Source organism: Lactobacillus sp. X-49 (assembly GCF_057063645.1).
In genome coordinates this window covers 63,990-88,415 of record NZ_JBXSQM010000006.1, presented here as the reverse complement: position 1 = coordinate 88,415, position 24,426 = coordinate 63,990, and the positions used below count along the sequence as shown (strand labels likewise).

The following is a 24,426-nucleotide window of genomic DNA, read 5'->3' as shown; positions in this document are numbered from 1 at the left end:
TTTCTAACAGTATTGCTTTGAATTATTAAAATATTTTTACCATCATTTCTAGGATTATGTTAGAAGCAAAAAATGTTGTTCTAAAAGAAAACACTTTAAGCATGACTGCTTAAAGTGCATCTAATTCATTATTTATCTTCATCAACAGGATTTGACAAAGAGCCAAACTTTTTCTGTTTTACTTTGACAACCGCACATAGTTTTATGCTTGAGAGTATTGAAGTGTCGACTTTTTTCTTAGACGCTCTTAGCTATATTAATTAAAAATTATTTACTTCTTAGCAGCGGCAGCCAAGCATTCCATGTATACTGTTTAATATCTGTTAAAAGAAGCAGTAACCCACTGCTTCCAGTAGTCAAATCTAGGGAACACTTAAAGCCAAATCTTCCAGGGACCATTACTCCGCCATCTTTGGCAACTAAATAATTATTAAGTAAATTGTACTTTTTATTTAAAGTTTCCGTATTATTGGTACAAATAGCAAAGGCATTATCTAAAATTAGTAGACTAAAAAAGCCATCGAACAATCCAGCAAAAAAAGTTACAAAAACATCATTCTGCTTTAATATTTTTCGTAAAATTTCTAATTCTTTCTTAGTAAAAACTTCCGGATCATCTTGCAAAAACTCTATCATTAACAAAGCTAAACCAGCACTACCATGATTAACATATGGTATTAAACGTTCATATGAGTATGAATTATCCTTAATAAATGCACCATTGTTTGTAAGCAGTAATGAATTTTTAATTACTAACTGGTAAATTTTTAAAGCTTCTTGCGTGTATTGCTTTGTGTCTGTAGCAATACTTAATTTCCATAAAAATAATGCTGCACCTAACCAACCAGTAATTAATCCACTATCAGTTTTTTCAGTATAGTGTTCACGCTTAATAATTTCTATGATTTGTTGAGCAATCGCAATTGCATTTTGTAAGTAAATAGTTTTTTTAGTTTGGACATAAAAGCATAAAAAAGCTAACCCAACGCCTGCTAAGCCAGAATAAATTGAAATATCATTACCTAACTTAAATATATCAGTGGTTTGTATCTTTTCCATTATATTATAACTAACTTCGGTATAGCCTTGTTCCCATAAAACGGTAGCAATGCCACTTAGACCAGTAAATAATCCAATATCTGTTGTTGGCACTGCTAACAACTTTTTTAAATTTGGTAATTGCTGTTCAATCCAAATATTAATCTTTTGTTTATTTTTCTGATCTAAGGTTTGTGATCTATTTAAAGCCATTATAGCCCCAAAAGCGCCATTGGCTACGGAATAATAACTAATTTCAGAACTATATTGCGGAATATCACCATAAATTAATCCTTTAAAGTTAAAGTTTAAGTTATCGATGATTCCCTTAGCTACTTCGGCAATATTTTGATTTAGCTGACTCAATGAAAATGGTGTAGCCGGCACTGCTAGATTTTTGTGATAATACTGCGGGTGGCGTAAGTCAGAATTAAAATTCAAATTTAATTGTTTTTTTAAATTATGCAAAAATTTTACAATTTGATTGCCAAATTCATTACTAATATTCTTATCTTGCACCGCCTCTAAGTCAGGAGCCCAATCAAACCCAGTTGCTGTTGGCAAAATCATATAACGTGCGATTTTGTATAACGCAATTCGATCAGCTTCTTCAAAAGTCTTCGCATTAAAATCAGAATAGCCTGGTGTTGCTAGACCTGGATTGTACGCAGCTGAAGTTTTTTGAGCATTTTCAAAATCAATTAACTTTAACTTATCTGTATCCAATATGATTATATTATCCGGTTGTAAATCGCCAATTGCGATCCCTTTTTGGTGAATTTGGTTAATTGTATTTAAAAGTGCCGTAATAATTTTAACCATCTTCGTAAGATATTCATTTTTCTTTTGTTCATTTGCAGTAAAAGGATATTGACTATCAATAAAATCAGCTAGAGTATCTCCTGGAAGATATTCTTCAACCAAATACATATGTTTCCATGCCTTAAAACTATCATAAACATTAACAACTGTTGGTATATCAGCTAGTTGCTTTAATATCTTATACTCGTGTTTAATACGATTAAAACCGTCGTTACCATTAGCATCTAAGCCCGCAAACGAACGACCTTCTTTTAGAACCCATTCTTTACCCTTAGAAACTGCGTGATAAACCCCGCCAGCATTGCTATAATGCAAAGAAAAATCCACGTTATAATTCATTAGTTTTTTGAATTCATTTTGATCATAATGCTGCACATTATCTTTTAATTGTTCAGGTTCTACAATAAAATTAGGCTGATAATAATATGGTAACTGTTTATCCTCAACTAAGTTATGCTTATTATCGATAATGGCATAAACCTCTTTACCTGCAATCACCGTTTTCATTGCCTTAAAGGCACCATAACGGTAAAAGACATGACTATCTTGCCACTCTTTGTCACTTAATATATATGGCCCCTCTAAAAAATCTTGCGTAATTTCTGCTAATGCAGTAAGAAGTTGTACAAACTCAGTAGTATTTACGGGATAAACTGTAATAAACTTTCCAGATTCTGTTCGATCACCGTATTTCGAATTACTCAAAACCATTTCATCTACTGTATTAATAAATTTATAACTAACTTTTTTATTGTTTAAGTACTTGCTTACTGTCAATAATAGTTTTTGTGCATCCTTAATATTAGCAGTTAGATGAATTTTCCAGCCTTGTTGGGGCAATTTATGATCAAATAAAATATAATGCCAATAGTTATCAGTTGATTCTTGAAAGTTAGTTTTAGGCTTTATGAATTTAAATTTATTTTGGATTTTATTATTCGGATAATAAAAAAGTGAACGCTCGTTTTTAATAAATTCCAGATATTCATTACCAGTTAAGTCCATCTGTATGTTCTCTCCTTTTAATTATTTTTCAACTGCCAATATTTCTTCATTAACAAATTGTTTATATTTAGGAACCAATTGCATTAGCTCTTGATGCGTACCACTGCCGGTAATTTGATGATTATCTAAAAAATAAATTTTGTCTGCATCAACAATTGTCGATAAGCGATGCGCAATAACAATTAGAGTTGTCTGGTGATTGGCTACCAACTTATTCAAAGTATTAGTAATAATTTTTTCCGAATTGGGATCCAAGTTAGAAGTTGCTTCATCTAGAATTAAAAAATTGGCTTTGCGCAAGTATGCGCGAGCAATCTGTAGTCTCTGCCTTTGCCCACCCGATAAACCGATTCCTTGTTCACCAACCAAAGTTTGTAAACCATTAGGCATTTTTTGTACATCTTCTAATAAATTAGCTTTATCTAGGGCTACCCAAATTTCACTTTCTTCAGGAATAGCTGTCAGACCAAAAGTTAAGTTTAAATAAATCGATCCTGAAATAATTGTGTTTTCTTGAGTCACTACTGCAAATAAATTACGCCAAGTATTTAAATCATAATTAGTAGCACTTACTGAATTAAATAAAAGCTGTCCTTCATTTAATTCATATAATCTGGTTAGTAAATTAATAATTGTTGTTTTACCAGCACCAGAGGGTCCAACTATTGCTATTTTTTGACCACTGTTAAAGCTTAAAGAAACATTTTGTAAAACTGGTTCCTTTTGATATGAAAAAGAGGCATTTTTTAACGTTAAGCTACTGTTTTCAGCAATCAATATTTGTGAATTAACTTGATAAACAATTTTTTCTCCCGGTGTCTTCAAAATCTTATTTAATTCCAAAGTAGCTCCCTTAGCTTGTTTGTAACTTGTGTAAAAATTACCCAGCATATTAATTGGCTCAATTATCTGAAAAAGATAAATTAAAAAAGATACTAAGGTACCAATACTTAAACTAGCCTGTTGTACACGAATACCACCATATATAATAATTAAAAGAATGATTCCTAAGGTAAAAACTGTTTGAATGGGACCTACGATTGAAAATATGCGATCAGTTTTATTTGAAATTTTAAATAATTCAACTACCACATGCTTAAAATTTAACAAGACTGGGCGATAAGCATTATTTAGCTTAATACTGCGAATATTATACAAATTTTCTGTACTTTGCCCAGAAAGTTCACTTAATTTATTCTGAGTAGTAAGCGATAATTTTTCACTAATTTTTCCAATTGGGTATGCAATTAAGATAATTAATGAAAAAGATAAGACAATAAATATGGTCAATTGCCAATCTAAATGAAATAAAACAATGATTGATCCTAACACTGTAATTAAACTATTAATGGTCGCAGGAATACTATTAGTCATAAAAGATTGAACTACTTCAGCATCATTAATTAGATGACTAGAAAGCTGACCGCTTTTTTTATTAGCAAAAAAACTCATGGGTAAAGTAAGTAATTTTTGCTCAATTTCCATTCTAATTTCAGCAATTTTTAAATTTCCAGCTACACTAATTAGATATTGGCAAAAAGCACTAATAATCGCACTGAAAATAATCGTTAGTACGATTAAAGTGGCTAAATGAAAATTTAAATGTGCGATTATTCGCGTTTTACCATCAATAAATCGCCGTACTATTAAAGGTATCAAAACTTCAATAAAGGTACCTAAAATTCCTAAAACTATTCCTAAAATGAACTGCCAAGAAATTGCATATAACTTTATTTTCTTATCCATAAATCTCACATTCTTTTACAATTAATAAAAGACATATCTTAGTGTCAAAGATATGCCTTTTATTAATTTATTCGCTTAAAATATACCAAAGAAAGTATGCCCGCAAATTAGCGACTTTCGTTTTTCGTTATTGTATTTATTATGTTTTTGATGCTTGACCTTCTTCTTTTGTAAGCCAAAAATATGCCGCATTAATGACTCCATATAATCGCTCCCTCTCATTCGTATAATAGCATATTTATAAAAAAACTCAATATTTTTTATCATTATTTAATACTTACACTCGTTTATATGCTTACTGCTTTATAGAAATTAACTAGTCTCTCTTAATTTCTAAGTCTTTTAAGTCTTTAGCAATTTTAGCTTCTAATACAGCGATTTCTTCGATGGGAGCTAAATGAGCATATTTTGATAAGTCTACATGTTTTTGAAAGGAAAAACGAATCGCCATAGTTAATTTTTTGTTTAAATAATAAAAGCCCTGTAAAACGAAAGCAAAACCAACCTTAGAGCCAATTTGCCATAATTGTGAAAACGTGGATCTGTTAACTTGTTTTTGTTATTATTCCAATATTGAGGATATGGTGGATTAACCACAACCGCATCAAAGGTACGTGGATAATCAATTTCCTTAGTATTTGGTTCGGATGGCCAATCACTTTCAAGCGCATCAGTGTTGAACAATGTCGTATTAGTAAATACAACATTAGATTCATTCTAGCTAAATTGTAAGCGGTTGAATCTGATTCTTGTCCATGCAACTTAACAATTCCTGAATTATTCCTGTTTGGTGCTTCATTTATCGCAATAATACTTTTTACTTTTGAAGATGGACTTATTTCTATTGACTCATACTAATTAGCTTATCAGGCTTTTAAAAAATGTTAAATTATGGGAGCTAATAATAATTTTTACTTATTAATAAAATCAAAATAAAAAAGCTATCTAATTTATTAAAGAAATCGATTGGCTTTTTATACTTTACATAATTATTATTATTTAAAAAAGTTTACGATATTCGCCATATCCTTCTTTTTCTAATTGATCAAAAGGAATAAATTTTAAAGCCGACGAATTAATACAATAGCGTAAACCTCCTTGGTCTTGCGGTCCATCAGTAAAAACGTGACCTAAGTGAGAATCAGCCTCTGGGCTTTTGACCTCAGTTCGTTCCATACCATGTGATTGGTCACGATGATACACTAATTTCTGAATAGGCTTACTAAAACTAGGCCAACCGCAACCAGCATCATACTTATCTTCGCTGAAAAATAAAGGTTCACCAGAAACTACATCAACATAAATGCCTTTTTGATAAAAATCATCATACTTTCCTTTAAAAGGAAAATCAGTAGCTGCATGTTGAGTAGTTTCAAATTGTTCTTTTGTTAAATCCTTAAGTCGTTCTTGTTTTTTATTTTCATCCATCATAATCACCATCCTAAGCTAACTATAACAAAGTTATTTAAACTACAGTAAAATAGTGCTTAGTAAATTAATATTAATTTAAATTCTCGAAAAGGTTGCTCTGCGGTATAATGAACGTTGTATCAAAATCTTAGAAAGGTTCTTTTTATTATGCCGATTTTAGCAAATAATCTAGCTGGAACAATTAACACAAGAATTAAAAAATTACCTAAATCCGAAATTCGCTCATTTAACAACCAAATCTCTCAAATTCCGGATATTGTTAAGTTAACTGTCGGGGAACCCGATCTAAATACGCCTGATCATATTAAGCAGGCAGCTATTAACGATATTAACAAAGACGATTCGCATTACGCCCCTGAAGCCGGTAAAACCGAATATTTAAACGCCGTAAGTTCATACTTGCAAAAAAGCCTCAAAGTTTTTTATGATCCACAAAATGAAATTTGTGCAACTGTTGGTGTTTCTGAAGCTTTAAATGTTTCTTTTATGGCAATCTTGAATCCGGGCGATAAAGTCATTGTCCCCACTCCTGTTTGGGGCGTTTACTTTGGAATTATTGAGATGGCAGGTGGTATTGCGGTTCAAGTAGATACCTCTGAAGATAACTTCATTTTGACAGCTGAGCACCTATCTAAGGTAATGGAAAATGAGGGTAAAGGTGCTAAAGCAATTATTTTAACTGACCCTTCAAACCCTACTGGGCGTGTCTATAATAAAAATGAACTTGAAAAATTAGCACAAGTAATTGTTAACTATAACTTATATGCTTTAAGTGATGAAATTTATGCAGAACTAATTTATTCTCAAAAGAAACATTATTCTCTTACTCAGATTATTCCTGAACGAACAATTTTATTGTCGGGATTATCTAAAAATTTTGCAATGACGGGGTGGCGCATTGGTTATATTGCTGGTCCAAAAGAAATTATGCAAACAATTATCAAAATCAACTCATTCATGATTACTTCAGTAACCGATAATGTTCAAATTGGTGCCGCGGAAGCAATGGCTAATGGTGAAGAAGATTACATAGAAGCAAGGAAAATTTATGAAAAGCGCTTGCATATTATTCAAACAGGCTTGGAAAAAAATGGCTTTACAATGGCTACACCTGAGGGTGCCTTCTATATTTTTGCTAAAATTCCTGCTAAATTTGGTTGTGATGATGTTGCCTTTGCAAAAGATTTAGCTACTAAAGCAAAAGTTGGCGTAATTCCGGGAAGCTATTTTGGACAAGGTGGACAAGGGTTTGTAAGATTATCTTATGCTTCTTCGGAACAAAATCTTTTAACTGCCGTTCAACGTATAACCGATTATGTTAATGAGCATCTTGCATGTAATTAAGGTGCTTATTGTTTGGGAATATCTAAATATTAGTCTAGACTAATAATTAGATAAAAAGCATGTTATTTATCAGAGAAAGGATAAAAATGCAAATTACAAGAAATAATACCCCATTAGCAACTAACGGACAACCACCTTTAGTTGGGACAACTCTTCCAGATTTTCAGGTTGAACGAGCAGATAAAACTAATGCCACTTCTTTTGATCTGATTACTAAACCAACTTTAATCAGTGTAGTGCCTAATATTAATACAAGCGTATGTAGTATTTCAACTAAACACTTTAATAGCGAAGTTGATAAATATGAGGGAATCAATTTTTATACTATTTCTACTAACACATTAGATGACCAAAAAAATTGGTGTGCTGCTGAAGGTGTCGAAAAGATGGAACTTTTGTCAGATAACCAGCGGGATTTTGGTAAAAAGATGGGTCTGTACATTGAAGAAATGGACGTTGATTCAAGAAGTATTTGGATAGTTGATGTCAATAAGAAAATTCTTTATCAAGAATTAGTTCATGAAATGACCGATGAGCCAAATTATGACGCAGCCTTAGAATTTTTAGATGGTCTAAAATAAAAAAATTAAGTAAACAAAAAAGAGCTTCGACGGTATCTAACTTTCGAAGTTCTTTTTGTTATCTGATTTAAATTTCTTACTTAAAATTTCTTACTTTGACGTATTGTTTCTTCGGTCCACCAATGCGGTAATATAACTTGCCGTTTTTAAATTGATAAGGTGCACCATATGTTCGAATATATCTGCCCTTACGTAGCAAGCGATGATTAGCACGTTTTCTGCCAGTTTGATAAACATAGGAATTATGCTTTAATTGGCGCAAGGTGCCATCAATGTTAGCTGCAAGTATGTATTGGTTATCAGCTAATTTATAAGCTAAAACGCCATCAGTTAAGCGCACGGTTTCAGGATAAACCATGATGTTTTCATATGAGTGAAACTTCGAATTACCAACACGGTGATGATTAATATCATAGATAAAGGCGTTATGCATTAGTTTTTTACTGATTTTTGCTTGATCTAAAGTATAAACATATGTAATACTTTGAGGATTATTTTCAAAAAAGCCCATTGCCTTTTCTGGTCTTAATTTTAGACTATAACCAGTAATTTTCTTTTCTTGGGAAGTATAACCTTCTCCCAGATGCCCTTTAAGAATTTCATCTGGTGCCAAAGTATTGCCTTGTTCATCTTGATAATGAACTGTCACATCGCCGCCTTGAACATTCTGAATACTGGAGCCAGCATTAGGGATATTTCCCTTAGTATAATAAAAACTAATATCTCGGGGGGGATCAGTAAAAGTAACATTCTGAGAATTCTTGCTATCGGTAGTTAAAAAATATTTTTGACCATTGTTGTCAGTTATCTCTTGTTTTGGACTAAATTCCCCACCAAGCAATCCGCTGCATGTTTCTTTTTCGATCTCTTTATTACTACTATCTAGGTAATGAACAGTTACCGAGCCTAAACGAACATAAGTATCCGCTGAAGCTATAGGACTATCAAAGCGAGTACCTGACTGCCCAGTTTTTTCTTCAGGATTATTTAAAGTACCTGAACCTACTCTATGCCAGCTTCCGCCAAGGGATAAACTACTACTATTTCTATTAAAGTTAGAGCCCAACTTTAAGGTATTCAATGTAGTGCACCCTTCAAACATGTTGCCCATGCCCATGTCAGTTACTTTTGACGTATTAAAGTGGCTGACATCTAATGAAGTTAAATTGCGACAGCCGTAAAACATGCTAGACATGTTAGTTACTTTTGATGTATCAAAGTGGCTGACATCTAATGAAGTACTGGTACAGTGGTCAAACATGTCAAACATATTAGTCACGTTTGACGTATTAAAGTGGCTGACATCTAATAAAGTTGGACAGGCACAGCCGCTAAACATGCTAGACATATTAGTAACGTTTGACGTATCAAAGTTGCTGAGATCTAATGAAGCTAAACTTCCACAGCCGCTAAACATGCTAGACATATTAGTAACGTTTGACGTATCAAAGTGGCTTAAATCTAATGAAGTTAAACTAGAGCAATAATTAAACATGTTTTTCATGTTAGTCACACCTGAAGTATTTAATTTCTCTAACCCTTCAATTTGAGTTAAAGCTCCTAGGTTACTAAATAAGGAAGAAGTATCCCCTGTAATTGTTAACTTATCGGTTATCTTTATTTTCTTAATTGAAAATAATTCATTTCCCAAAACAACCAATAACGGTTGAGGATCGGTAATAGTGCCACCGGAAATATCTAACTCTTGATTATCGTCAGTTAGCGTCAAAGTTACATTGCTATCATCTTTCCATTTTATTTGCGTTGGCGAATCAGCTACCGTTTTGATAGTCTGTTTTGGTTGCGCTGGTTGGTTATCATTAACAGGAGGTTGAACTTTTTCATTTGTTTCACTACCTGTCTGCTTTGATAAGTTATCATCAGCATCATTAGTTGTATTTGCAACTGGTACAATATTATTTGCAGTTTGCTTTAATTTTGCTGTAGCAACCGATTGATCAGTTGTTTGATCAGCCCACTTCTTGAGTGTTTAATGCTACTACACCTAAGGCCGCCGCAGCTACACTAGCTACTAAGGCCTTGCCAGAATAGAAATTTGCTTTTTTACTCATAAAATATTTTCACCTTCCTCTATATAAAAATAGCATATTTCAAAAAATATGTCCACCAAAAATAATCTTATATAAATAATCACTAACGCTTTATATATTAGATAATACTTATTATTATAAGCAATACTAACAGTATCTTTTATACATATCTTTCAAGCTGGTTTATCTATCTTTATAACTCTATCTACCATGAGATTAGATTTGCTTTATGACATTATTTTATTTGCTACATAAGGAACATTATTAATTCTGGGATTGCTTTTTGGTTAGAAAGCTGGTTTATCTAATACTTTCCAACTTTTAAATATTTGGTCATCTAGATTAAAAGTTAAAGGATTAAGCAAAAACTCTTTAGCTTTCAGGACCAATGGAGACGAATTATTAATATCTAAACAAGCTAGAGGTACTAAAATGGCTCCAAGTGAATCTTGACCAGCAAACTGCTCTACCTGTCTAGCAATTTTACCAGTTACCTTCTTTATTTCATAAAAAACACAGATATGCTGATTATATTGCCACTGTTGATAATTCCAAGGATATTTAAAGGAAGTAACCCCTATCTGGTTATATGTTAAAGCATCAAGCCCCGTTTCCTCTTTTACTTCACGTAAAACTGCGTGGTTAAGGCTTTCACCATCCTCTAAACTACCACCCGGTAAATCATAACGATTAGTGTATGGGCCACCATGCTTTTTAATGACAACAAGTTCGGACTGATTTCCAATTATTCCATAACAGCCAAAGGCGTAATGATATTTTTTAAGCATTGTTTTGTTTCCAATCTTTTATTAAACACATTATAAAAATAAGCCACAAAACTAGAAGATTACATCAAGCAGTCAGTTTTGCGGCTTATTTTTCTTTAAATTTATCTATTAATTTTCATCCCAAGAAGTGTTTTTAGCAGCAGTTTCTTCTGCTTGTTGCTTAAGAGTTGTTTCAATTTTAGCTACACTTTTGTGATACTGTGCTTCAACTTCAATCCCCAAATCAGCTAATTGCTGCTCAGCAACTGGGGCTGGTGCGTGCATCATTGGCTCTGAGGCACTTGCATTCTTAGGAAAAGCCAAGACATCACGAATATTATCTTTTTCTGCTAATAGCATAGCAAAACGATCAAGCCCAATTGCTAGCCCAGCATGTGGCGGAAATCCCATATCCAAAGCATCAAGAAGATAGCCAAATTGTTCATAAGCGCGCTTCTTAGTGAAACCAAGAGCCTTAAGCATTTTTTCCTGAATTGAGCGTTGATGAATTCGAATTGAACCACCGCCCAATTCATCACCATTCATTACAATATCGTAACTGCGTGCATGAGCCTTGTGAGGATCCGTATCAAGCAGTTTAATTCCCTCATCATCAGGCATTGTGAATGGGTGATGTGCAGCAATCCATCTGCCAAAACCTTCATCATATTCAAATAAAGGCCAATCAACGACCCAAATGAAATTAAACACGTGTTTAGGAATAATATTCGTTTCTTTTGCAAATTCACGCCGCAAGTGATCTAAGGAATCACAGCAAACTTTCCATTTATCAGCCACAAAGACTAATAATTCGCCACCTTCAAGATTAAATTCTTTAGATAAAGCGGCTTGATTCTCTTCAGTTAAAAAGCGTGCCACCGGCCCACTAAATTCACCATCTTCAAATTTTACCCATGCAAGGCCTTTTGCGTGATAACGTTTAATATAATCTTGCTTCTTCTCAATTTGCTTACGTGAATATGATTGAGCACCATTTTTAACCGCAATGCCTTTGACAAAGCCGCCAGCCGCAATTGCTTTAGAAAAGACTTGAAAGTCACTGTCTTTAAAAATTGAATTCAAATCATGAATACACATACCATATCGAACATCTGGCTTATCGGTTCCATACTTATTCATTGAATCTGTCCAAGAAATCCGATCAATTGGGGTTTTTAGGTTGATACCCATGACGTCTTTCATAATTTTCTTTAACAAGCCTTCGGTATATTCTTGCACTTGTTCTTCATCTGTAAATGAAGTTTCCATATCAATTTGCGTGAATTCGGGTTGCCGATCTCCACGTAAATCTTCATCTCGGAAACATCTTGCTAACTGATAATATTTATCAAATCCGGCTCCCATTAATAATTGTTTGAAAAGTTGGGGCGATTGCGGCAATGCGTAGAAACTTCCCGGATAAATTCTAGAAGGAACAAGATAATCGCGAGCACCTTCAGGTGAAGATTTTCCCAAAATTGGCGTTTCAATATCAATAAATCCATTTTCATCGAAGTATTCATGAGTAGCGCGCAAAATTTTGGAACGCAAAATAATTGCCTTTTGCAAACTTGGACGGCGCAAGTCAAGGTAACGGTACTTTAACCTTGTTTGTTCACCAATTTCGGCACTATCCTTGATTTCAAATGGTGGATTTTGGGATTTATTTAAGATATTAATTGCGCTCGCATCAACTTCAATTTCACCAGTTTTCATATCTGGATTGACGCTTGCTCGTTTAACAACTTTTCCTTTAACTTGAATAACATATTCATTACCTAATTGCGCTGCAATAGCCATTAGTTCTTCGCCTGAACTGTGGTTAATAACAACTTGAACTATCCCTGCGCGATCACGCAAATCAATAAAAATAAGGTTCCCTAAATTCCGGATGCGTTGAACCCATCCATACAAATTAACACTTTGTCCAAGATAGTCAGCAGTGATATTACCACAATAGTTTGTTCTTTTTTCCATTTTCTTAATCCTTCAATTTTTCAATAACTGAATTCATGTTATCAACAGCGGATAATTCTAAATCGAGTGTCTTACCATCAGCTAAACGTTTAATATTCAATACACCATTAGCAAGTTCTTTTGCACCCAGAGTAATCACATATTTTGCATTTGAGCGGTCGGCTTTTTTAAACTGTGCCTTCAGTTTTTTCTGGTCTACATCGTATTGAACCTTGTAGCCTTGCTTGCGTAAGGTACGCGCAATCTCGACGGCTTTAATGTCAGTTCTTTCACCAATATTAGTAATGAAGAAATCAATTCCTTGATCAGCAAAGAGAGTCGGATTTTGCTTTTGTAAAACAAGCATTAGCCGTTCTTCACCAATTCCAAAGCCGACAGCTGGTGTATGCGGACCATCAAACTCTTCAACTAGGTTATCGTATCGTCCCCCGCCTAAAATCGTTGTTGCTGATTCCCATAAGCTCTTATCTTCAACCATAAATTCAAAAATTATCCCAGAATAGTAATCAAGCCCTCGAACTAAATCATTATCAATTACGTAGTTAATCTGAAGCTGATCGAGTATTTCGGTTATTTGATCAAAATTATTTTTGGCATCCGTGTCCAAATAATCAATTATTTTCGGTGCATCCGGAAGAAATTTTTTATCTTGCTCATCTTTTGAATCCAAAATTCGTAACGGGTTTTTTTCAAGACGACGTTTAGAATCATCAGAAAGTTGGTCCTTAAGTGGCTGGAAGTAATTAACCAAGGCATCATGATAGTCTTGACGCACTTGTGCATTACCCAAAGTATTTATGTGCAACTCGTAATTTTTAACGCCTAATTTTGCTAATAAATCATGTGCCAAAACAATTGTTTCAACATCAGCTAATGCATTATTAGAGCCAAAGCTTTCAATTCCAATCTGATGAAATTCTCTTTGGCGCCCAGCCTGCGGCCGTTCATAACGAAAAGTCGATTCAATATAATAAACATTAAATGGCTTAACCATTTCTGGTGCATATAACTTATCTTCAACATATGCTCGGACGACGCCGGCGGTTCCTTCAGGACGCAAAGCAATGTGGCGCCCCCCCTTATCGTTAAAGTCATACATTTCCTTTTCAACTACATCTGAAGTTTCTCCACTTGAACGTGAAAAAACTTCATAGTTTTCAAAGCTAGGTGTACGAATTTCCCGATAATTGGCTTGCTTGAAAAAATCACGTAAAATTTGTTCAACCTTTTCCCATGAGCCAGATTGTTCTGGCAAAATATCAACTGTTCCTTTGGGTCTTTGAACTTTCATTTAATCATCCTTTTTTAAAAATAAAAAGCGCTCTTGAATAAAATCAAGGGCGCTCTAGATTGGCACGGTACCACCTTTTACCTGCTGCGAATAACGCTCGCGAAACGAATATTATCTGGTAAAGGGGTCACAGTCAGTTTTTTATCCGTTCTTGCAGCTTCATAAACGGTCTCTAAAATAAAAATACTGATCTTCAATCTTTGTCATTGATAATTCTTGTTTTAGCTTATAGTTTTAAGGGCAAAAAGTCAATATCTTAGTTAAGTAATTGCTTTTATAAATCCAAAACAATGGTAAAAGGACCATCATTTTCTAAATCAACTTTCATATCTGCACCAAATTCTCCGGTTTCAACATGTAAACCTTGTTTTTCTAGTTCTTTATTAAATTCTTGCCAGAGCTTATCAGATTCTGGCGGCCGCATTGCTTGAATAAAGCTTGGACGGTTTCCCTTTTTGGTATCAGCAAGCAAAGTAAATTGACTAACACTTAAAATCTGTCCGCCTACATCTTTTATTGCTAAATTTGTTTTGCCATTTTCATCTTCAAAAATTCGCATTTTTGCAATTTTAGTTGCAGCCTTTTTTGTAACTTCTATATCATCACCGTTTTTAAGTCCGACTAATAATAACAGCCCACGCTCAATCTGTCCCACAGTTTGTCCAGCAATTTTTACATTTGCTCGATTTACTCTTTGAATTACAATTCGCATTAATTATCTGCTCTCCTTGTTTGATATACGTCTGGAATGTCTCTTAGTTTGGCTAAAATTCCCTCTAGTTGTCCTGAATTGTTAACAGCTACCGTGGCATAAATATGGGCAATGTTTTCTTCATTAACTTTCCCAGAAAGATTATTAATATTTGAAGTAACCGAATTTAACTTATTGAGCACATCGCTTAACAATTGACTACGGTTATAGCCAAATATTTCAATTTCCGCATTGAATGTTTGAGTGCTACTCTCACCAACATTTTCCCATTCAACTTCAATTAATCTTCCTTGATTAGAGTCACTATTAACTATATTGCGACAATCTTTACGGTGAATTGTAACTCCTCGACCCTTAGTCACGTAACCAACAATCTCATCACCTGGAACCGGATTGCAACACTTAGCTAAATGCTGCATAAGATCACTAATTCCTTGAATCATGACACCATCTTTATGTTTGACTTTCATCGTAGATGAGTCATTTTTAACGCTTTTAGTATTAACTGTCGATTTTTGTCCCGAATTTAAGATTTCTTCTTCAAGCTGTTTCTGCTTTTTCTTCTCATCCTCGTGTCGCATATCAGCAGTTAGACGATTAACAATACTTACGGCAGATAAATCACCAAAGCCCACTGCTGCATACATTTCATCAGTTGTATGATAATTCAATTGCTCAATAATCTTATCAAGGTGATCTTTATCCATAAACTCTTTAGGCGTCAAATCTTGTTCACGCAGTTGACTAATAATCATTTGTTCACCTTGCTCGATACTATGATCACGATCAAGATTTCGATAATAACGTCTGATTTTATTACGCGCACGTGAAGTTTTGACCATATCAATCCAATCACGTGATGGCGAAGCATTGGATTGGGTCATAATCTCGATAACATCACCATTTTTAAGTTTATAATCCAGTGGCACTAACTTTCCGTTAACTTTAGCACCTACTGCATGACTGCCAACCTGTGTATGAATTTCATAAGCAAAATCCAGTGTAACCGAACCCTTAGGTAGCTCATAGACTTCACCTTTAGGCGTAAAAGCATATACTCTGTCAGAAAAAATCTCACTTTTGACGCTTTTCATAAATTCGTCTGCATCTTGGGTTTCATCTTTTAATTCAAGAATTTCACGTACCATATCTAGTTTTTCATTAGAACTAGTAGGTGTTACTCCACTGAAATTTCCTTGTTTATATGCCCAATGAGCAGCAACACCGTATTCGGCAACCTCATGCATTTGCTTAGTGCGGATTTGAATTTCTAATGGACGTCCTCCTGGACCAATGATGGTTGTATGTAAAGATTGATACCCATTTACTTTTGGAACAGCAATATAATCCTTAAAGCGACCAGGCATCGGTTTCCACTTAGTATGAACTGCACCTAAGACAGCATAACAATCTTTAACAGTTGGAACAATTACCCTCACAGCGAGCAAGTCATAAATTTCATTGAAATCCTTATGTTTATCTACCATTTTTTTATAAATAGAGTAAATATGTTTTGGTCGCCCATGAATTTCATATTTAATTCCTAGACTTTCTAAACTTGCTTTTAAAGTATTTATTGCGTCATTGATATATCCTTCACGTTCACTGCGTTTAGCATCCATCAAATTAACAATCTGATAGTATGCCTTGGGGTTTAGATAGTGAAAACTCATGTCTTCAAGTTCCCACTTGATTGTTCCAATACCCAAGCGATCGGCTAAAGGAGCATAAATGTCCATTGTTTCAGAAGCAATTCGGCGTTGCTTATCTGGTCGCAAATGCTCTAATGTATGCATATTATGCAAGCGATCAGCTAACTTAACCATAATTACTCTCAGATCTTTAGCCATAGCAATTAGCATTTTTCGGTGATTTTCGGCCAAAAATTCTTGGTGTGATTTATATTCGTATTTATTTAGCTTAGTAACACCATCAACAATAAAAGCAACATCTTTTCCAAAATTATTTTTGATATCCTCATTAGTCACTGGTGTATCTTCAACTGTATCATGTAAAAAACCAGCAGCAATCGTATCAGGATCAAGACTTAAGGTAGCTAGAGTTCCAGCTACCTGTGTTGGATGTACAATATAAGGCTGTCCAGAAGCACGCTTTTGATCATGATGAGCTTTAAACGCAAATTTATATGCTTTTTCGACAAAAGCCAATTGTTCATCGTTCATATATTTTTTGCAAGCTTCGATTACCTCATCATGCGTCATTTCTTTATATTTTGACATTTAAAACGCTCCTCTTAGTTATATATTTGTTGATCCATCAATCCGAAAATTTCAAAAATTAAATAAACTATTCCAAATAGTAAATTGTAATTTGCATATTTGATTAAAACAATCAGACAAAAGCACACTGGTAAAAATAGTAGCCAATAGCGCTTTAAATTAATTACTTTAATCAAATTGCCAACATGATAGCTGACAATACTATTAAAAATAATAAACAAAATTCCAATTCGCCACACAGTTGAAATTCGTAATAAGCCAAAAACAAGTGGTAATATGTTAACGAAAATTGTCCACCAGACAATAGGCATTGAGCGATACTGATTCAACTTTCTTATAAATGGTATTTGTTTTAGTTTATTAATCAATTTTTTAAGTCCTTATTCAATTTAGTTTCATATTATACTCTTTAGTTGTCTTTTCGTTCAATAACTAATCCAACCCAACGCTTCTGTTTCATGGTTAGTGTAATTTGAAACCCAAATTTATCCAGTGCCTCTTTAATCTTATCCAATTGCTGATAATCAATACCTGAAAAAACAATTTGACCGCCCAAATTTAAATGACTATCTAATTGTGGAATTAACTCTAGCAAAATCTCTGCCAGAATATTAGCGACAATGATATCAAATTTGCCTACGATATCTTTTAACAGGCTTGCTTGTTTAATTTTAATATTTGGCAATTGATTTAAAGCAACGTTTTCTTTAGCTGCTGTAATAGCTTGACTAGAAATGTCTGTCGCTAAAACAGATTTGGCACCTAATAAAGACGCAGCAATGGCTAAAATTCCTGACCCAGTTCCAACATCAACAACTGATTTAGGAGCAACTAATGTTCGTTCAAGTCCCATTAGTGATAGTCTAGTAGTAATATGTCCACCTGTACCAAAAGCCAAACCCGGATCAAGCTTAATCAATTGCTGATCGGCAAATTGAGGTTCATAATTTTCCCATTCTGGGACAATTGCTAAATGTCGTGAAAAATTGATAACATGATAGAATTTTTGCCAAACTAAATTCCAATCCTTATCTTCTATATACGATGCGGCAACTTGAGCTTGACCAATTTCCAGGCCATAACCTTGAAGCTCAATTAATTTTTGCTGATAAGCATTAAGTAATTGTTTACGGTCAGCATGTTCATCATAATAAGCAAAGAATTGCATGTCTTGAGGTAAGTTTTCAATTTCATTAAGCTCAACTACTGTTGAATCTTTAAGCCAACCAGCTTGTTCAAAATCAGAACGCTTACGTACTTGTGTGCCCAAGCAGTGTAAGACATCTTGGCTAAAAATATTGAGGGCATCTTCGACCTCATGACTTGTTTCTATCTTGATGATCAACACTTTCATTATTATAAAACTCCCTTTTTATTTCTTATTTATCAATGCTATCATTATAGAAGGTGATTATTATGGCAAAGAAAAAACATCAAATTGAAAAAACACTTGTAGAAAAAATACTTGACCAAAATAAAATTTCTTACCGGCAAGCTGAATTTGCCACGCACGAAGATTCTGGTGGTGTGGCACAGATGGATACCTCTATTTTAAACGAGAATGAACATTTGGTCTACAAAACTCTGGTCTGTTATGGAAATAAAACGGGGATAGTTGTTGGTGTCATCCCCGTAACTGAACACTTAAATATGAAAAAGCTTGCCAAAAATTCGGGTAACAAAAAATGTGAGCTGCTTCCACTAAAAAATTTAGAAAAAACAACCGGATATGTTCATGGAGCAAATACCCCAATTGGCATTTATTTTAAACATCACTTTCCAATTTATCTTGATGAAAAAATGAAAGCTGAAGAAGAAATTGCTGTTTCCAGTGGTAAAGTTGGGCGGAGTGTCTTTTTAAAGCCAAGCGATTTACAGAAAATAACACATGGTATTTTTTGTGATCTGTTGGAGTAAATAGATCACCTTATTCTAGCTTTATATATTATAATATTTTAAAAGTTGAATAGAATTTAAGTAACAAAAGAATTAAGGAACACAAAATGACATTATTAACAAATGAGCAACTTGCCAATATTGCACATGATTATTTTTTGAGTCATCTTAACATTGCTGATATTTCTAAAAAATATAATCTATCACGTTATCTCATTACAAAAGCAATTGAAGATGCTCAAGATAAGGGAATAGTTAAAATTAGTATTTACCAAAGTCCAAAAAGATCACAAAATTTAGAGCGAGAATTACAACGGCTGTTTAATCTCAAGGAAGTTGATATTTTAGAAGATTTAGAAACTAAAAATCAAGATAACGAAATGATTGTTAACTATGCTGCTAAACAAATTCAAAATTATGTTAAGTCCGCTAGTGTTATTGGTTTAACATGGGGAACACTACTTCGTGATATTATTAATAATTTTGCTGAAGAAAATCGTGAAAATTTAACTTTTCTGCAATTGGTTGGGCAACCTGTCAACACCAGTAAACGTAAGCGCCAGCTAACACAAGTTGCCGCTAATAAATTTAATGCGCAGTGTGTTGACTTCTCCGCACCTTTATATTCGTTAAACCCACAACTAATTACAGATATTAAGGAAGAACCATATTATAAATTTGTTGAACAATACTTTCCACGCCTTGATTTGATTTTTGCAAGTATTGGGACCGCTCAATCGCTTGAATCCGGACAATTTTTTATGGAGCACTATGCAGACAAATTGTTTGCTCATCTAGATAGAAGACAAATTGCAGGGATAATTTTCGGAAGACCATATGATATCAAAGGCAACTTTTACCAGCCTATTGAAAACCATATCTGTGGTATCAAATTGGCTGATATTATGAACGTACCTGACCGCTTTGTCATCGTTAAAAACCGTTTCAAAGAAGACGCTTTATTAGGTGCTTTGCGCAGTGGCATTATTACTCATCTAATAACCACAAGTGGCATCGCTAAAAGAGTTTTGCTAAAAAATCAAACTCTTTAATTAAAATATTTATTATAAAGATGAGTAAGATAATTTTGGAGTTCGTCAATTGAATGACGCCGCGAACGAGCACAATCTTTTGCAAGTCGATTACATAAAAAGCAGCGACGACTGGTCTGATTAAGTTCAGATCTCGATAAAGCCTGCTTTTTATTTTTGACTAAAACATCAGCATCAAATAAACGATTTAACTCAGTCTTGTCCTCAAACTTAACTGCAACCTTTTTTACAAGTTGACTATTCTCAAATAATAAATAAAAGTTTTCCATTCCTGCAGGTTCGTCCCATGTGACCATTACTGAATATTTTAGCCCATTTTCTAATAATTCTTGTTCCAATTGATTACAACCATGCTTAAATATTTGCTTTAAATAGCGATTGTTTTTAATCGGTCCCGGAACATTTAATTTCACATCAAGCAATATACCTTGTGGATATTGCTCGAAAATTTTGTTTTGTAATTGAACCCTCCTATCTTTTTGTCCCAATACCTCAGTAATTCCCTGCTTTTCTCCTTCACCAAAAATTGATTTAATCATTAACTAACCTCAATTCTAATCCTAATTATTTTGGAATTAGCAATTATATTTTCTAAAAACTTATTTTATTGTAACTTAATTCAGCTATACAAAAACCCCAAAATTTAACAATTTTGGGGTTTGTAATAAATATTATTATTAATCTTTAACTTCTTTAATGGTATCAATAATTGAACCATCACGATATTGAATTAAAGCAACTGTCCGATCAGTATATTCAAGAGCCTTAGGAACACCAACTTGTTGTTCTGCCATCTTTTGTAAGTCTTTGATATCAACAATCTTGAGATCAGGAACTTTACTAAAGGCTTCAAGTAAGTCAGGACGATTCGGGTTAATTGCTATGCCACGTTCAGTTACTAAAACATCAATTGACTTTCCTGGAGTAACAACAGTTTCAACTGCTGGAACTACCGTTGCATTGCGTCCACGAACTAATGGAGCTGTGATAATTGTCATTTTGGCAGAAGCAGCATCTTGGTGACCACCAATTGCACCGCGAATTACGCCGTCAGAGCCAGTCATCACGTTAACATTAAAATCAGTATCAATTTGCAATGCTGACAAAATTGCAACATCTAAATTATTAACCACTGCCCCTTTATTATGAGGATCAGCATACCATGAAGCATCAATTTCTTGTTGATTCTTATTCTTAGCCATTGACGATGCAGCACCCTTGTCAAAGTCCTGAACATCCATAATCTTCTTAACTAGACCCTCATCAAGTAAATCTGTAGTTGGTTTAGTAATTCCACCTAATGCAAAAGATGCGGTAATTCCGTCATCTAGCATTGATTGGCGCAAATAACGAGTTACAGCTAATGCTGCTCCACCAGAACCAGTTTGGAATGAGAATCCTTCTTTATAATATGGTGAATTAACAATAACTTGATTAACCATTTGGGCAATCTTTAATTCTTTAGGATCTTTCGTGAACCGAGTAGCACCGGATCCAATTTTATCAGGATCACCAATTTGGTCTACCTTAACAACATAGTCGACTTGGGTTTGCTTGATTGAAGCTGGTGTATTAGGATAATCAACAACATTATCAGTAAGCAGGACAACTTTATCAGCATATTGCGCATCAATTAAAGCATAGCCAAGTGATCCGAAGACTGCGTCTCCTTCTTGGCCATTAGCATTTCCTGCAGGGTCAGAGTTTGGCACACCCAAAAAGGCAACATCAATTTTGATTTCACCCTCTTCAATAGACCGTGCCCGATTACCGTGTGAGCGAAAGATTACAGGATTTTTCAAGCCACCATGAGAAACGAAGTCGCCTAAACTACCACGCATTCCTGATGAAGTAATATTTGTAATTACACCCTTTTTGATTGCTTCAATAACTTTGTCATTCATTACACCGGTTAGAGATGATGGTGCCAGTGTCAAATCTTGATATCCTAATTTAATTATTAGATCCATGACCTTATTGAAGGCAAAATCACCATTTCTAAAGTGGTGGTGGAAAGAAATAGTCATACCATTTTTAAGAGTCTTTTTAATTACTTCTTCAAGTGAATTAACAACCTTATTTTCACCAGTGGTTACATGAACCTTAGGTGCAACCCGATTTATATCAGGATTACCGATTTCAACTGATTCAAATGGTTTTAATCCCATTTCAGACATTAAGTTTTCTGGTAATTCACGCTTAACTTTATTCTCCAATGTAATTACCCTCCTCATCGATCAAATTAGATGCTTTGGCTGTTTCAATTACGCGATTGGCTTTTTCAACTACTGGCTTGTCAACCATCTTACCATTCATTGATATAACACCAGAACCCTTAGCTTTGGCTTCACGAATCGCATTTTGAACTGCCTGAGCATTTTCAATTTCATCTTTAGTTGGATTAAAGACTTGATTAACCATTTCTACCTGTCGTGGATTAACTAACGATTTCCCATCATAGCCTAATTCATAAATATAGTTAGTTTCACGGAAGAAACCTTCTGTATCATTCATATTTGAAAAAACAGTATCGAAAGCATAAACACCAGCAGCACGAGCAGATTGTAAAACCATATTACGTGCAAACTCTAGCTCACGCCCATCAGGATAACGATGAGTATGCATATCAGCTGTATAGTCTTCACCCGATACGGCAAGTCCCATCATCAGTGGACTTGCTGTGGCAATTTCTGGGGAATTTAAAACTCCCTTTGCACTTTCAATCGCGGCCATAACACCAATTGAGCCTTTTTCAACACCATATTCTTCTTCAGCTGCTTCCATATCTTTTACAAGTTTTTGAATCATTGCAGCTGATTCAGTTTTAGGTAAACGAATCACATCAACACCAGCGCGAACCATTGCTTTAACATCTTCATCATAAAATGGTGTATCTTGACCATTGATCCGAACGACAATTTCAGCACCACCAAAATCAACGGTTTTGATGGCATTATAAACAAGCATTCTGGCAGCATCTTTTTCTGTTAAAGAAACCGCGTCTTCTAGGTCAAGCATGATCGAATCAGCACCGTATATTCCAGCATCTTTAACCATAGCTGGGTTATTACCAGGAACAAACATCATTGTTCGACGCAAACGATTTTTAACATAAGTCATTTTTACTATAATACCTCCAATTCTGGATGATTTGAGGTTTCTGTGGCTCTTTGTGCAGCAGCTAAAGTTCTAGCAGCAATTACACAGTCAAGGGCACCTTTATCAGTAGCCTTAACCTTTGCATTTTCAATACCGTACTTAGTTAGAGTATCGATAATGACTTTCTTAATTTGTTCGCCGTAAGCCTTAATAACTTCAGATTCCAAATCTATTTCAATTCCATTATTTCCTTGAGTAATCATAATTTGGATATCTGACGATTCCAAGGTGCCTGCAACACCAATCGTCTTAATTTCCATCTATTTTCATTCCTTTCTTAATCCTATCTTGTAATTCACGATAATGTTCATAAATAAATTGCATTGTTGTAGTTGGAACATAGGCTTCAATATCGTTGATTTTATTTTGCTTAATCAGTTGACGTACTTGTGTAGCTGTTATGACTTTCTCATTAACTGTAAAGCGATCAACAATTTTAACTTCAATATTTGGTCTAAGGATTCGAATCAAGCTTTGATTATAAACATTAGTAGTATTAGAAAATGGTTCTGTTCCTAAATATCGCCGACTAATTGCTAAATTAGGAGCAATTTTATTTTTAAAAACAAGTGCATCAATTTCTGTTTGAGTAGCAATCAAATCATCTGGTGACTTTAAAAAGTAAGCAGGAAAAGTTGATTTCGATACCAGATAATCGCTTCCACTTAAGACGATTACATTCTTTAAATCTGCAGTTCCAGATTTAACTAAGTTCATTCGTTCATTAGATGAAAATAATGAAGCATCAGTTGAAACTACAAATAAATAAACTAAATCATTTTCTTGACTCGCCAATTGCACAAGTTGCCTGTGACCCATTGTAAAGGGATTAGCATTCATTACTATTGCCGCTATTTTCTTTTCATTCTGCTTTTCGATTCGCGGAATTGCCTTCACAAAATCATTAATATCTGGTGTGCCACTTTCTAAAAATGCGGCAACATCATTATGAGCTAGTTCCGTAAATCCAAGATGAGAAAAACTTTGAGAATACTGTGTTTTTGTAAAAACAAAACTATGAAAAATTTTTTGAGCAAATAAATACTGTTGTAAAGCTGTTACAATCTGATTAAATCTTGCACCTGAAACTGCTTCATCCTTTGAAACAGCAACATATTTGAGAACATTATCGGCAACGCTACCAGTTCCTACGAGCTTACCATCGTCATTAACTAATCCGAATGTATGATCGATAACATCAATTTCTCGTGGACTAAAATTACTTAAGCCGTGTTTCTTTAAAAAGCTTTGCCACTTTTCACGTGTCTGCAAGTTATTTAAATATAAGTCAATGATTTTATCCATTACTTATTC

The 24,426-nt window shown here is 34.2% G+C and carries 22 protein-coding genes; 4 read left to right on the top strand and 18 right to left on the bottom strand.

The window, feature by feature from the left end:
- Positions 1-267 precede the first annotated feature (267 nt).
- The 5 genes from lanKC to msrB form a co-directional block, all read right to left on the bottom strand.
- Complete coding sequence (gene lanKC, locus ACYIAQ_RS04570; RefSeq protein WP_483562680.1) at positions 268-2,865, bottom strand: class III lanthionine synthetase LanKC; 2,598 nt, start codon at positions 2,863-2,865, stop codon at positions 268-270.
- A gap of 21 nt (positions 2,866-2,886) precedes the next feature.
- A complete protein-coding gene (locus ACYIAQ_RS04565; RefSeq protein ID WP_483562679.1) occupies positions 2,887-4,611 on the bottom strand; it encodes an ABC transporter ATP-binding protein in 1,725 nt (574 codons plus the stop codon).
- Positions 4,612-4,686: 75 nt separating this feature from the next.
- Positions 4,687-4,815, bottom strand: a complete 129-nt coding sequence (locus ACYIAQ_RS04560; RefSeq protein ID WP_483562678.1) for a hypothetical protein — start codon at positions 4,813-4,815, stop codon at positions 4,687-4,689.
- A 261-nt stretch (positions 4,816-5,076) separates the two neighbouring features.
- Positions 5,077-5,295, bottom strand: coding sequence for an N-6 DNA methylase (locus tag ACYIAQ_RS04555; protein ID WP_483562677.1), 219 nt, complete (start codon positions 5,293-5,295; stop codon positions 5,077-5,079).
- A 315-nt stretch (positions 5,296-5,610) separates the two neighbouring features.
- Positions 5,611-6,042 carry a peptide-methionine (R)-S-oxide reductase MsrB gene (gene msrB, locus ACYIAQ_RS04550; RefSeq protein ID WP_483562676.1) on the bottom strand — a complete coding sequence of 144 codons (432 nt, stop codon included), beginning with the start codon at positions 6,040-6,042 and terminating at the stop codon, positions 5,611-5,613.
- Between the two features lie 147 nt (positions 6,043-6,189).
- On the opposite strand from msrB, the gene ACYIAQ_RS04545 reads away from it, so the two are divergent.
- Both ACYIAQ_RS04545 and tpx read left to right on the top strand, forming a co-directional pair.
- Positions 6,190-7,386: an aminotransferase class I/II-fold pyridoxal phosphate-dependent enzyme gene (locus tag ACYIAQ_RS04545; RefSeq protein ID WP_483562675.1), complete on the top strand. Its 1,197-nt coding sequence runs from the start codon at positions 6,190-6,192 to the stop codon at positions 7,384-7,386.
- A gap of 86 nt (positions 7,387-7,472) precedes the next feature.
- A complete protein-coding gene (gene tpx, locus ACYIAQ_RS04540; RefSeq protein ID WP_483562674.1) occupies positions 7,473-7,967 on the top strand; it encodes a thiol peroxidase in 495 nt (164 codons plus the stop codon).
- A gap of 76 nt (positions 7,968-8,043) precedes the next feature.
- Here the strand turns inward: tpx and ACYIAQ_RS04535 are convergent, their stop codons facing one another.
- From ACYIAQ_RS04535 to prmA, 8 genes are all read right to left on the bottom strand, one after another.
- The gene (locus ACYIAQ_RS04535) at positions 8,044-9,696 is read right to left on the bottom strand and encodes a BspA family leucine-rich repeat surface protein (protein WP_483562673.1); all 1,653 of its coding nucleotides are present in this window, start codon (positions 9,694-9,696) and stop codon (positions 8,044-8,046) included.
- A gap of 609 nt (positions 9,697-10,305) precedes the next feature.
- Positions 10,306-10,806 carry an NUDIX hydrolase gene (locus ACYIAQ_RS04530; protein ID WP_483562672.1) on the bottom strand — a complete coding sequence of 167 codons (501 nt, stop codon included), beginning with the start codon at positions 10,804-10,806 and terminating at the stop codon, positions 10,306-10,308.
- 108 nt (positions 10,807-10,914) lie between these two features.
- Positions 10,915-12,762 carry an aspartate--tRNA ligase gene (aspS, locus tag ACYIAQ_RS04525; protein ID WP_483562671.1) on the bottom strand — a complete coding sequence of 616 codons (1,848 nt, stop codon included), beginning with the start codon at positions 12,760-12,762 and terminating at the stop codon, positions 10,915-10,917.
- A 4-nt stretch (positions 12,763-12,766) separates the two neighbouring features.
- The gene (gene hisS / locus ACYIAQ_RS04520; RefSeq protein ID WP_483562670.1) at positions 12,767-14,053 is read right to left on the bottom strand and encodes a histidine--tRNA ligase; all 1,287 of its coding nucleotides are present in this window, start codon (positions 14,051-14,053) and stop codon (positions 12,767-12,769) included.
- A gap of 274 nt (positions 14,054-14,327) precedes the next feature.
- Positions 14,328-14,765, bottom strand: a complete 438-nt coding sequence (gene dtd / locus ACYIAQ_RS04515) for a D-aminoacyl-tRNA deacylase (RefSeq protein WP_483562669.1) — start codon at positions 14,763-14,765, stop codon at positions 14,328-14,330.
- Positions 14,765-17,005 carry a RelA/SpoT family protein gene (locus ACYIAQ_RS04510; protein WP_483562668.1) on the bottom strand — a complete coding sequence of 747 codons (2,241 nt, stop codon included), beginning with the start codon at positions 17,003-17,005 and terminating at the stop codon, positions 14,765-14,767. The genes dtd and ACYIAQ_RS04510 overlap by 1 nt, the downstream gene beginning before the upstream one ends.
- 14 nt (positions 17,006-17,019) lie before the next feature.
- A complete protein-coding gene (locus ACYIAQ_RS04505) occupies positions 17,020-17,373 on the bottom strand; it encodes a hypothetical protein (RefSeq protein WP_483562667.1) in 354 nt (117 codons plus the stop codon).
- A 41-nt stretch (positions 17,374-17,414) separates the two neighbouring features.
- Positions 17,415-18,359 (bottom strand): 50S ribosomal protein L11 methyltransferase, encoded by a 945-nt coding sequence (gene prmA / locus ACYIAQ_RS04500; protein WP_483562666.1) that lies wholly within the window; start codon positions 18,357-18,359, stop codon positions 17,415-17,417.
- Positions 18,360-18,421: 62 nt separating this feature from the next.
- Here prmA and ybaK point away from each other — a divergent pair, with 62 nt between their 5' ends.
- Both ybaK and ACYIAQ_RS04490 read left to right on the top strand, forming a co-directional pair.
- Complete coding sequence (gene ybaK, locus ACYIAQ_RS04495) at positions 18,422-18,922, top strand: Cys-tRNA(Pro) deacylase (protein WP_483562665.1); 501 nt, start codon at positions 18,422-18,424, stop codon at positions 18,920-18,922.
- 86 nt (positions 18,923-19,008) lie between these two features.
- On the top strand, positions 19,009-19,953 hold the full coding sequence (locus ACYIAQ_RS04490; RefSeq protein WP_483562664.1) for a sugar-binding transcriptional regulator: 945 nt from the start codon (positions 19,009-19,011) through the stop codon (positions 19,951-19,953).
- On the opposite strand, the gene citX is transcribed toward ACYIAQ_RS04490, so the two are convergent.
- From citX to citC, 5 genes are all read right to left on the bottom strand, one after another.
- Entirely contained in the window at positions 19,950-20,492 is a 543-nt protein-coding gene (gene citX / locus ACYIAQ_RS04485) for a citrate lyase holo-[acyl-carrier protein] synthase (RefSeq protein ID WP_483562663.1), read from the bottom strand. The genes ACYIAQ_RS04490 and citX overlap by 4 nt on opposite strands.
- A 138-nt stretch (positions 20,493-20,630) precedes the next feature.
- A complete protein-coding gene (gene citF / locus ACYIAQ_RS04480) occupies positions 20,631-22,169 on the bottom strand; it encodes a citrate lyase subunit alpha (protein ID WP_483562662.1) in 1,539 nt (512 codons plus the stop codon).
- The gene (gene citE, locus ACYIAQ_RS04475; protein WP_483562661.1) at positions 22,159-23,073 is read right to left on the bottom strand and encodes a citrate (pro-3S)-lyase subunit beta; all 915 of its coding nucleotides are present in this window, start codon (positions 23,071-23,073) and stop codon (positions 22,159-22,161) included. Before citE ends, citF begins: the two co-directional genes overlap by 11 nt.
- A 5-nt stretch (positions 23,074-23,078) precedes the next feature.
- Positions 23,079-23,372, bottom strand: a complete 294-nt coding sequence (gene citD, locus ACYIAQ_RS04470) for a citrate lyase acyl carrier protein (RefSeq protein WP_122018274.1) — start codon at positions 23,370-23,372, stop codon at positions 23,079-23,081.
- Complete coding sequence (gene citC / locus ACYIAQ_RS04465) at positions 23,362-24,417, bottom strand: [citrate (pro-3S)-lyase] ligase (RefSeq protein WP_122018275.1); 1,056 nt, start codon at positions 24,415-24,417, stop codon at positions 23,362-23,364. Before citC ends, citD begins: the two co-directional genes overlap by 11 nt.
- Positions 24,418-24,426 lie beyond the last annotated feature (9 nt).

What these genes read in the sequence shown, in the direction of transcription:
- lanKC (WP_483562680.1), bottom strand. Translation starts at nt 2,865, where the DNA reads ATGGACTTAACTGGTAATGAATATCTGGAATTTATTAAAAACGAGCGT.
- ACYIAQ_RS04565 (WP_483562679.1), bottom strand. Translation starts at nt 4,611, where the DNA reads ATGGATAAGAAAATAAAGTTATATGCAATTTCTTGGCAGTTCATTTTA.
- ACYIAQ_RS04560 (WP_483562678.1), bottom strand. Translation starts at nt 4,815, where the DNA reads ATGGAGTCATTAATGCGGCATATTTTTGGCTTACAAAAGAAGAAGGTC.
- msrB (WP_483562676.1), bottom strand. Translation starts at nt 6,042, where the DNA reads ATGATGGATGAAAATAAAAAACAAGAACGACTTAAGGATTTAACAAAA.
- ACYIAQ_RS04545 (WP_483562675.1), top strand. Translation starts at nt 6,190, where the DNA reads ATGCCGATTTTAGCAAATAATCTAGCTGGAACAATTAACACAAGAATT.
- tpx (WP_483562674.1), top strand. Translation starts at nt 7,473, where the DNA reads ATGCAAATTACAAGAAATAATACCCCATTAGCAACTAACGGACAACCA.
- ACYIAQ_RS04530 (WP_483562672.1), bottom strand. Translation starts at nt 10,806, where the DNA reads ATGCTTAAAAAATATCATTACGCCTTTGGCTGTTATGGAATAATTGGA.
- aspS (WP_483562671.1), bottom strand. Translation starts at nt 12,762, where the DNA reads ATGGAAAAAAGAACAAACTATTGTGGTAATATCACTGCTGACTATCTT.
- hisS (WP_483562670.1), bottom strand. Translation starts at nt 14,053, where the DNA reads ATGAAAGTTCAAAGACCCAAAGGAACAGTTGATATTTTGCCAGAACAA.
- dtd (WP_483562669.1), bottom strand. Translation starts at nt 14,765, where the DNA reads ATGCGAATTGTAATTCAAAGAGTAAATCGAGCAAATGTAAAAATTGCT.
- ACYIAQ_RS04510 (WP_483562668.1), bottom strand. Translation starts at nt 17,005, where the DNA reads ATGTCAAAATATAAAGAAATGACGCATGATGAGGTAATCGAAGCTTGC.
- prmA (WP_483562666.1), bottom strand. Translation starts at nt 18,359, where the DNA reads ATGAAAGTGTTGATCATCAAGATAGAAACAAGTCATGAGGTCGAAGAT.
- ybaK (WP_483562665.1), top strand. Translation starts at nt 18,422, where the DNA reads ATGGCAAAGAAAAAACATCAAATTGAAAAAACACTTGTAGAAAAAATA.
- ACYIAQ_RS04490 (WP_483562664.1), top strand. Translation starts at nt 19,009, where the DNA reads ATGACATTATTAACAAATGAGCAACTTGCCAATATTGCACATGATTAT.
- citX (WP_483562663.1), bottom strand. Translation starts at nt 20,492, where the DNA reads ATGATTAAATCAATTTTTGGTGAAGGAGAAAAGCAGGGAATTACTGAG.
- citE (WP_483562661.1), bottom strand. Translation starts at nt 23,073, where the DNA reads ATGACTTATGTTAAAAATCGTTTGCGTCGAACAATGATGTTTGTTCCT.
- citD (WP_122018274.1), bottom strand. Translation starts at nt 23,372, where the DNA reads ATGGAAATTAAGACGATTGGTGTTGCAGGCACCTTGGAATCGTCAGAT.
- citC (WP_122018275.1), bottom strand. Translation starts at nt 24,417, where the DNA reads ATGGATAAAATCATTGACTTATATTTAAATAACTTGCAGACACGTGAA.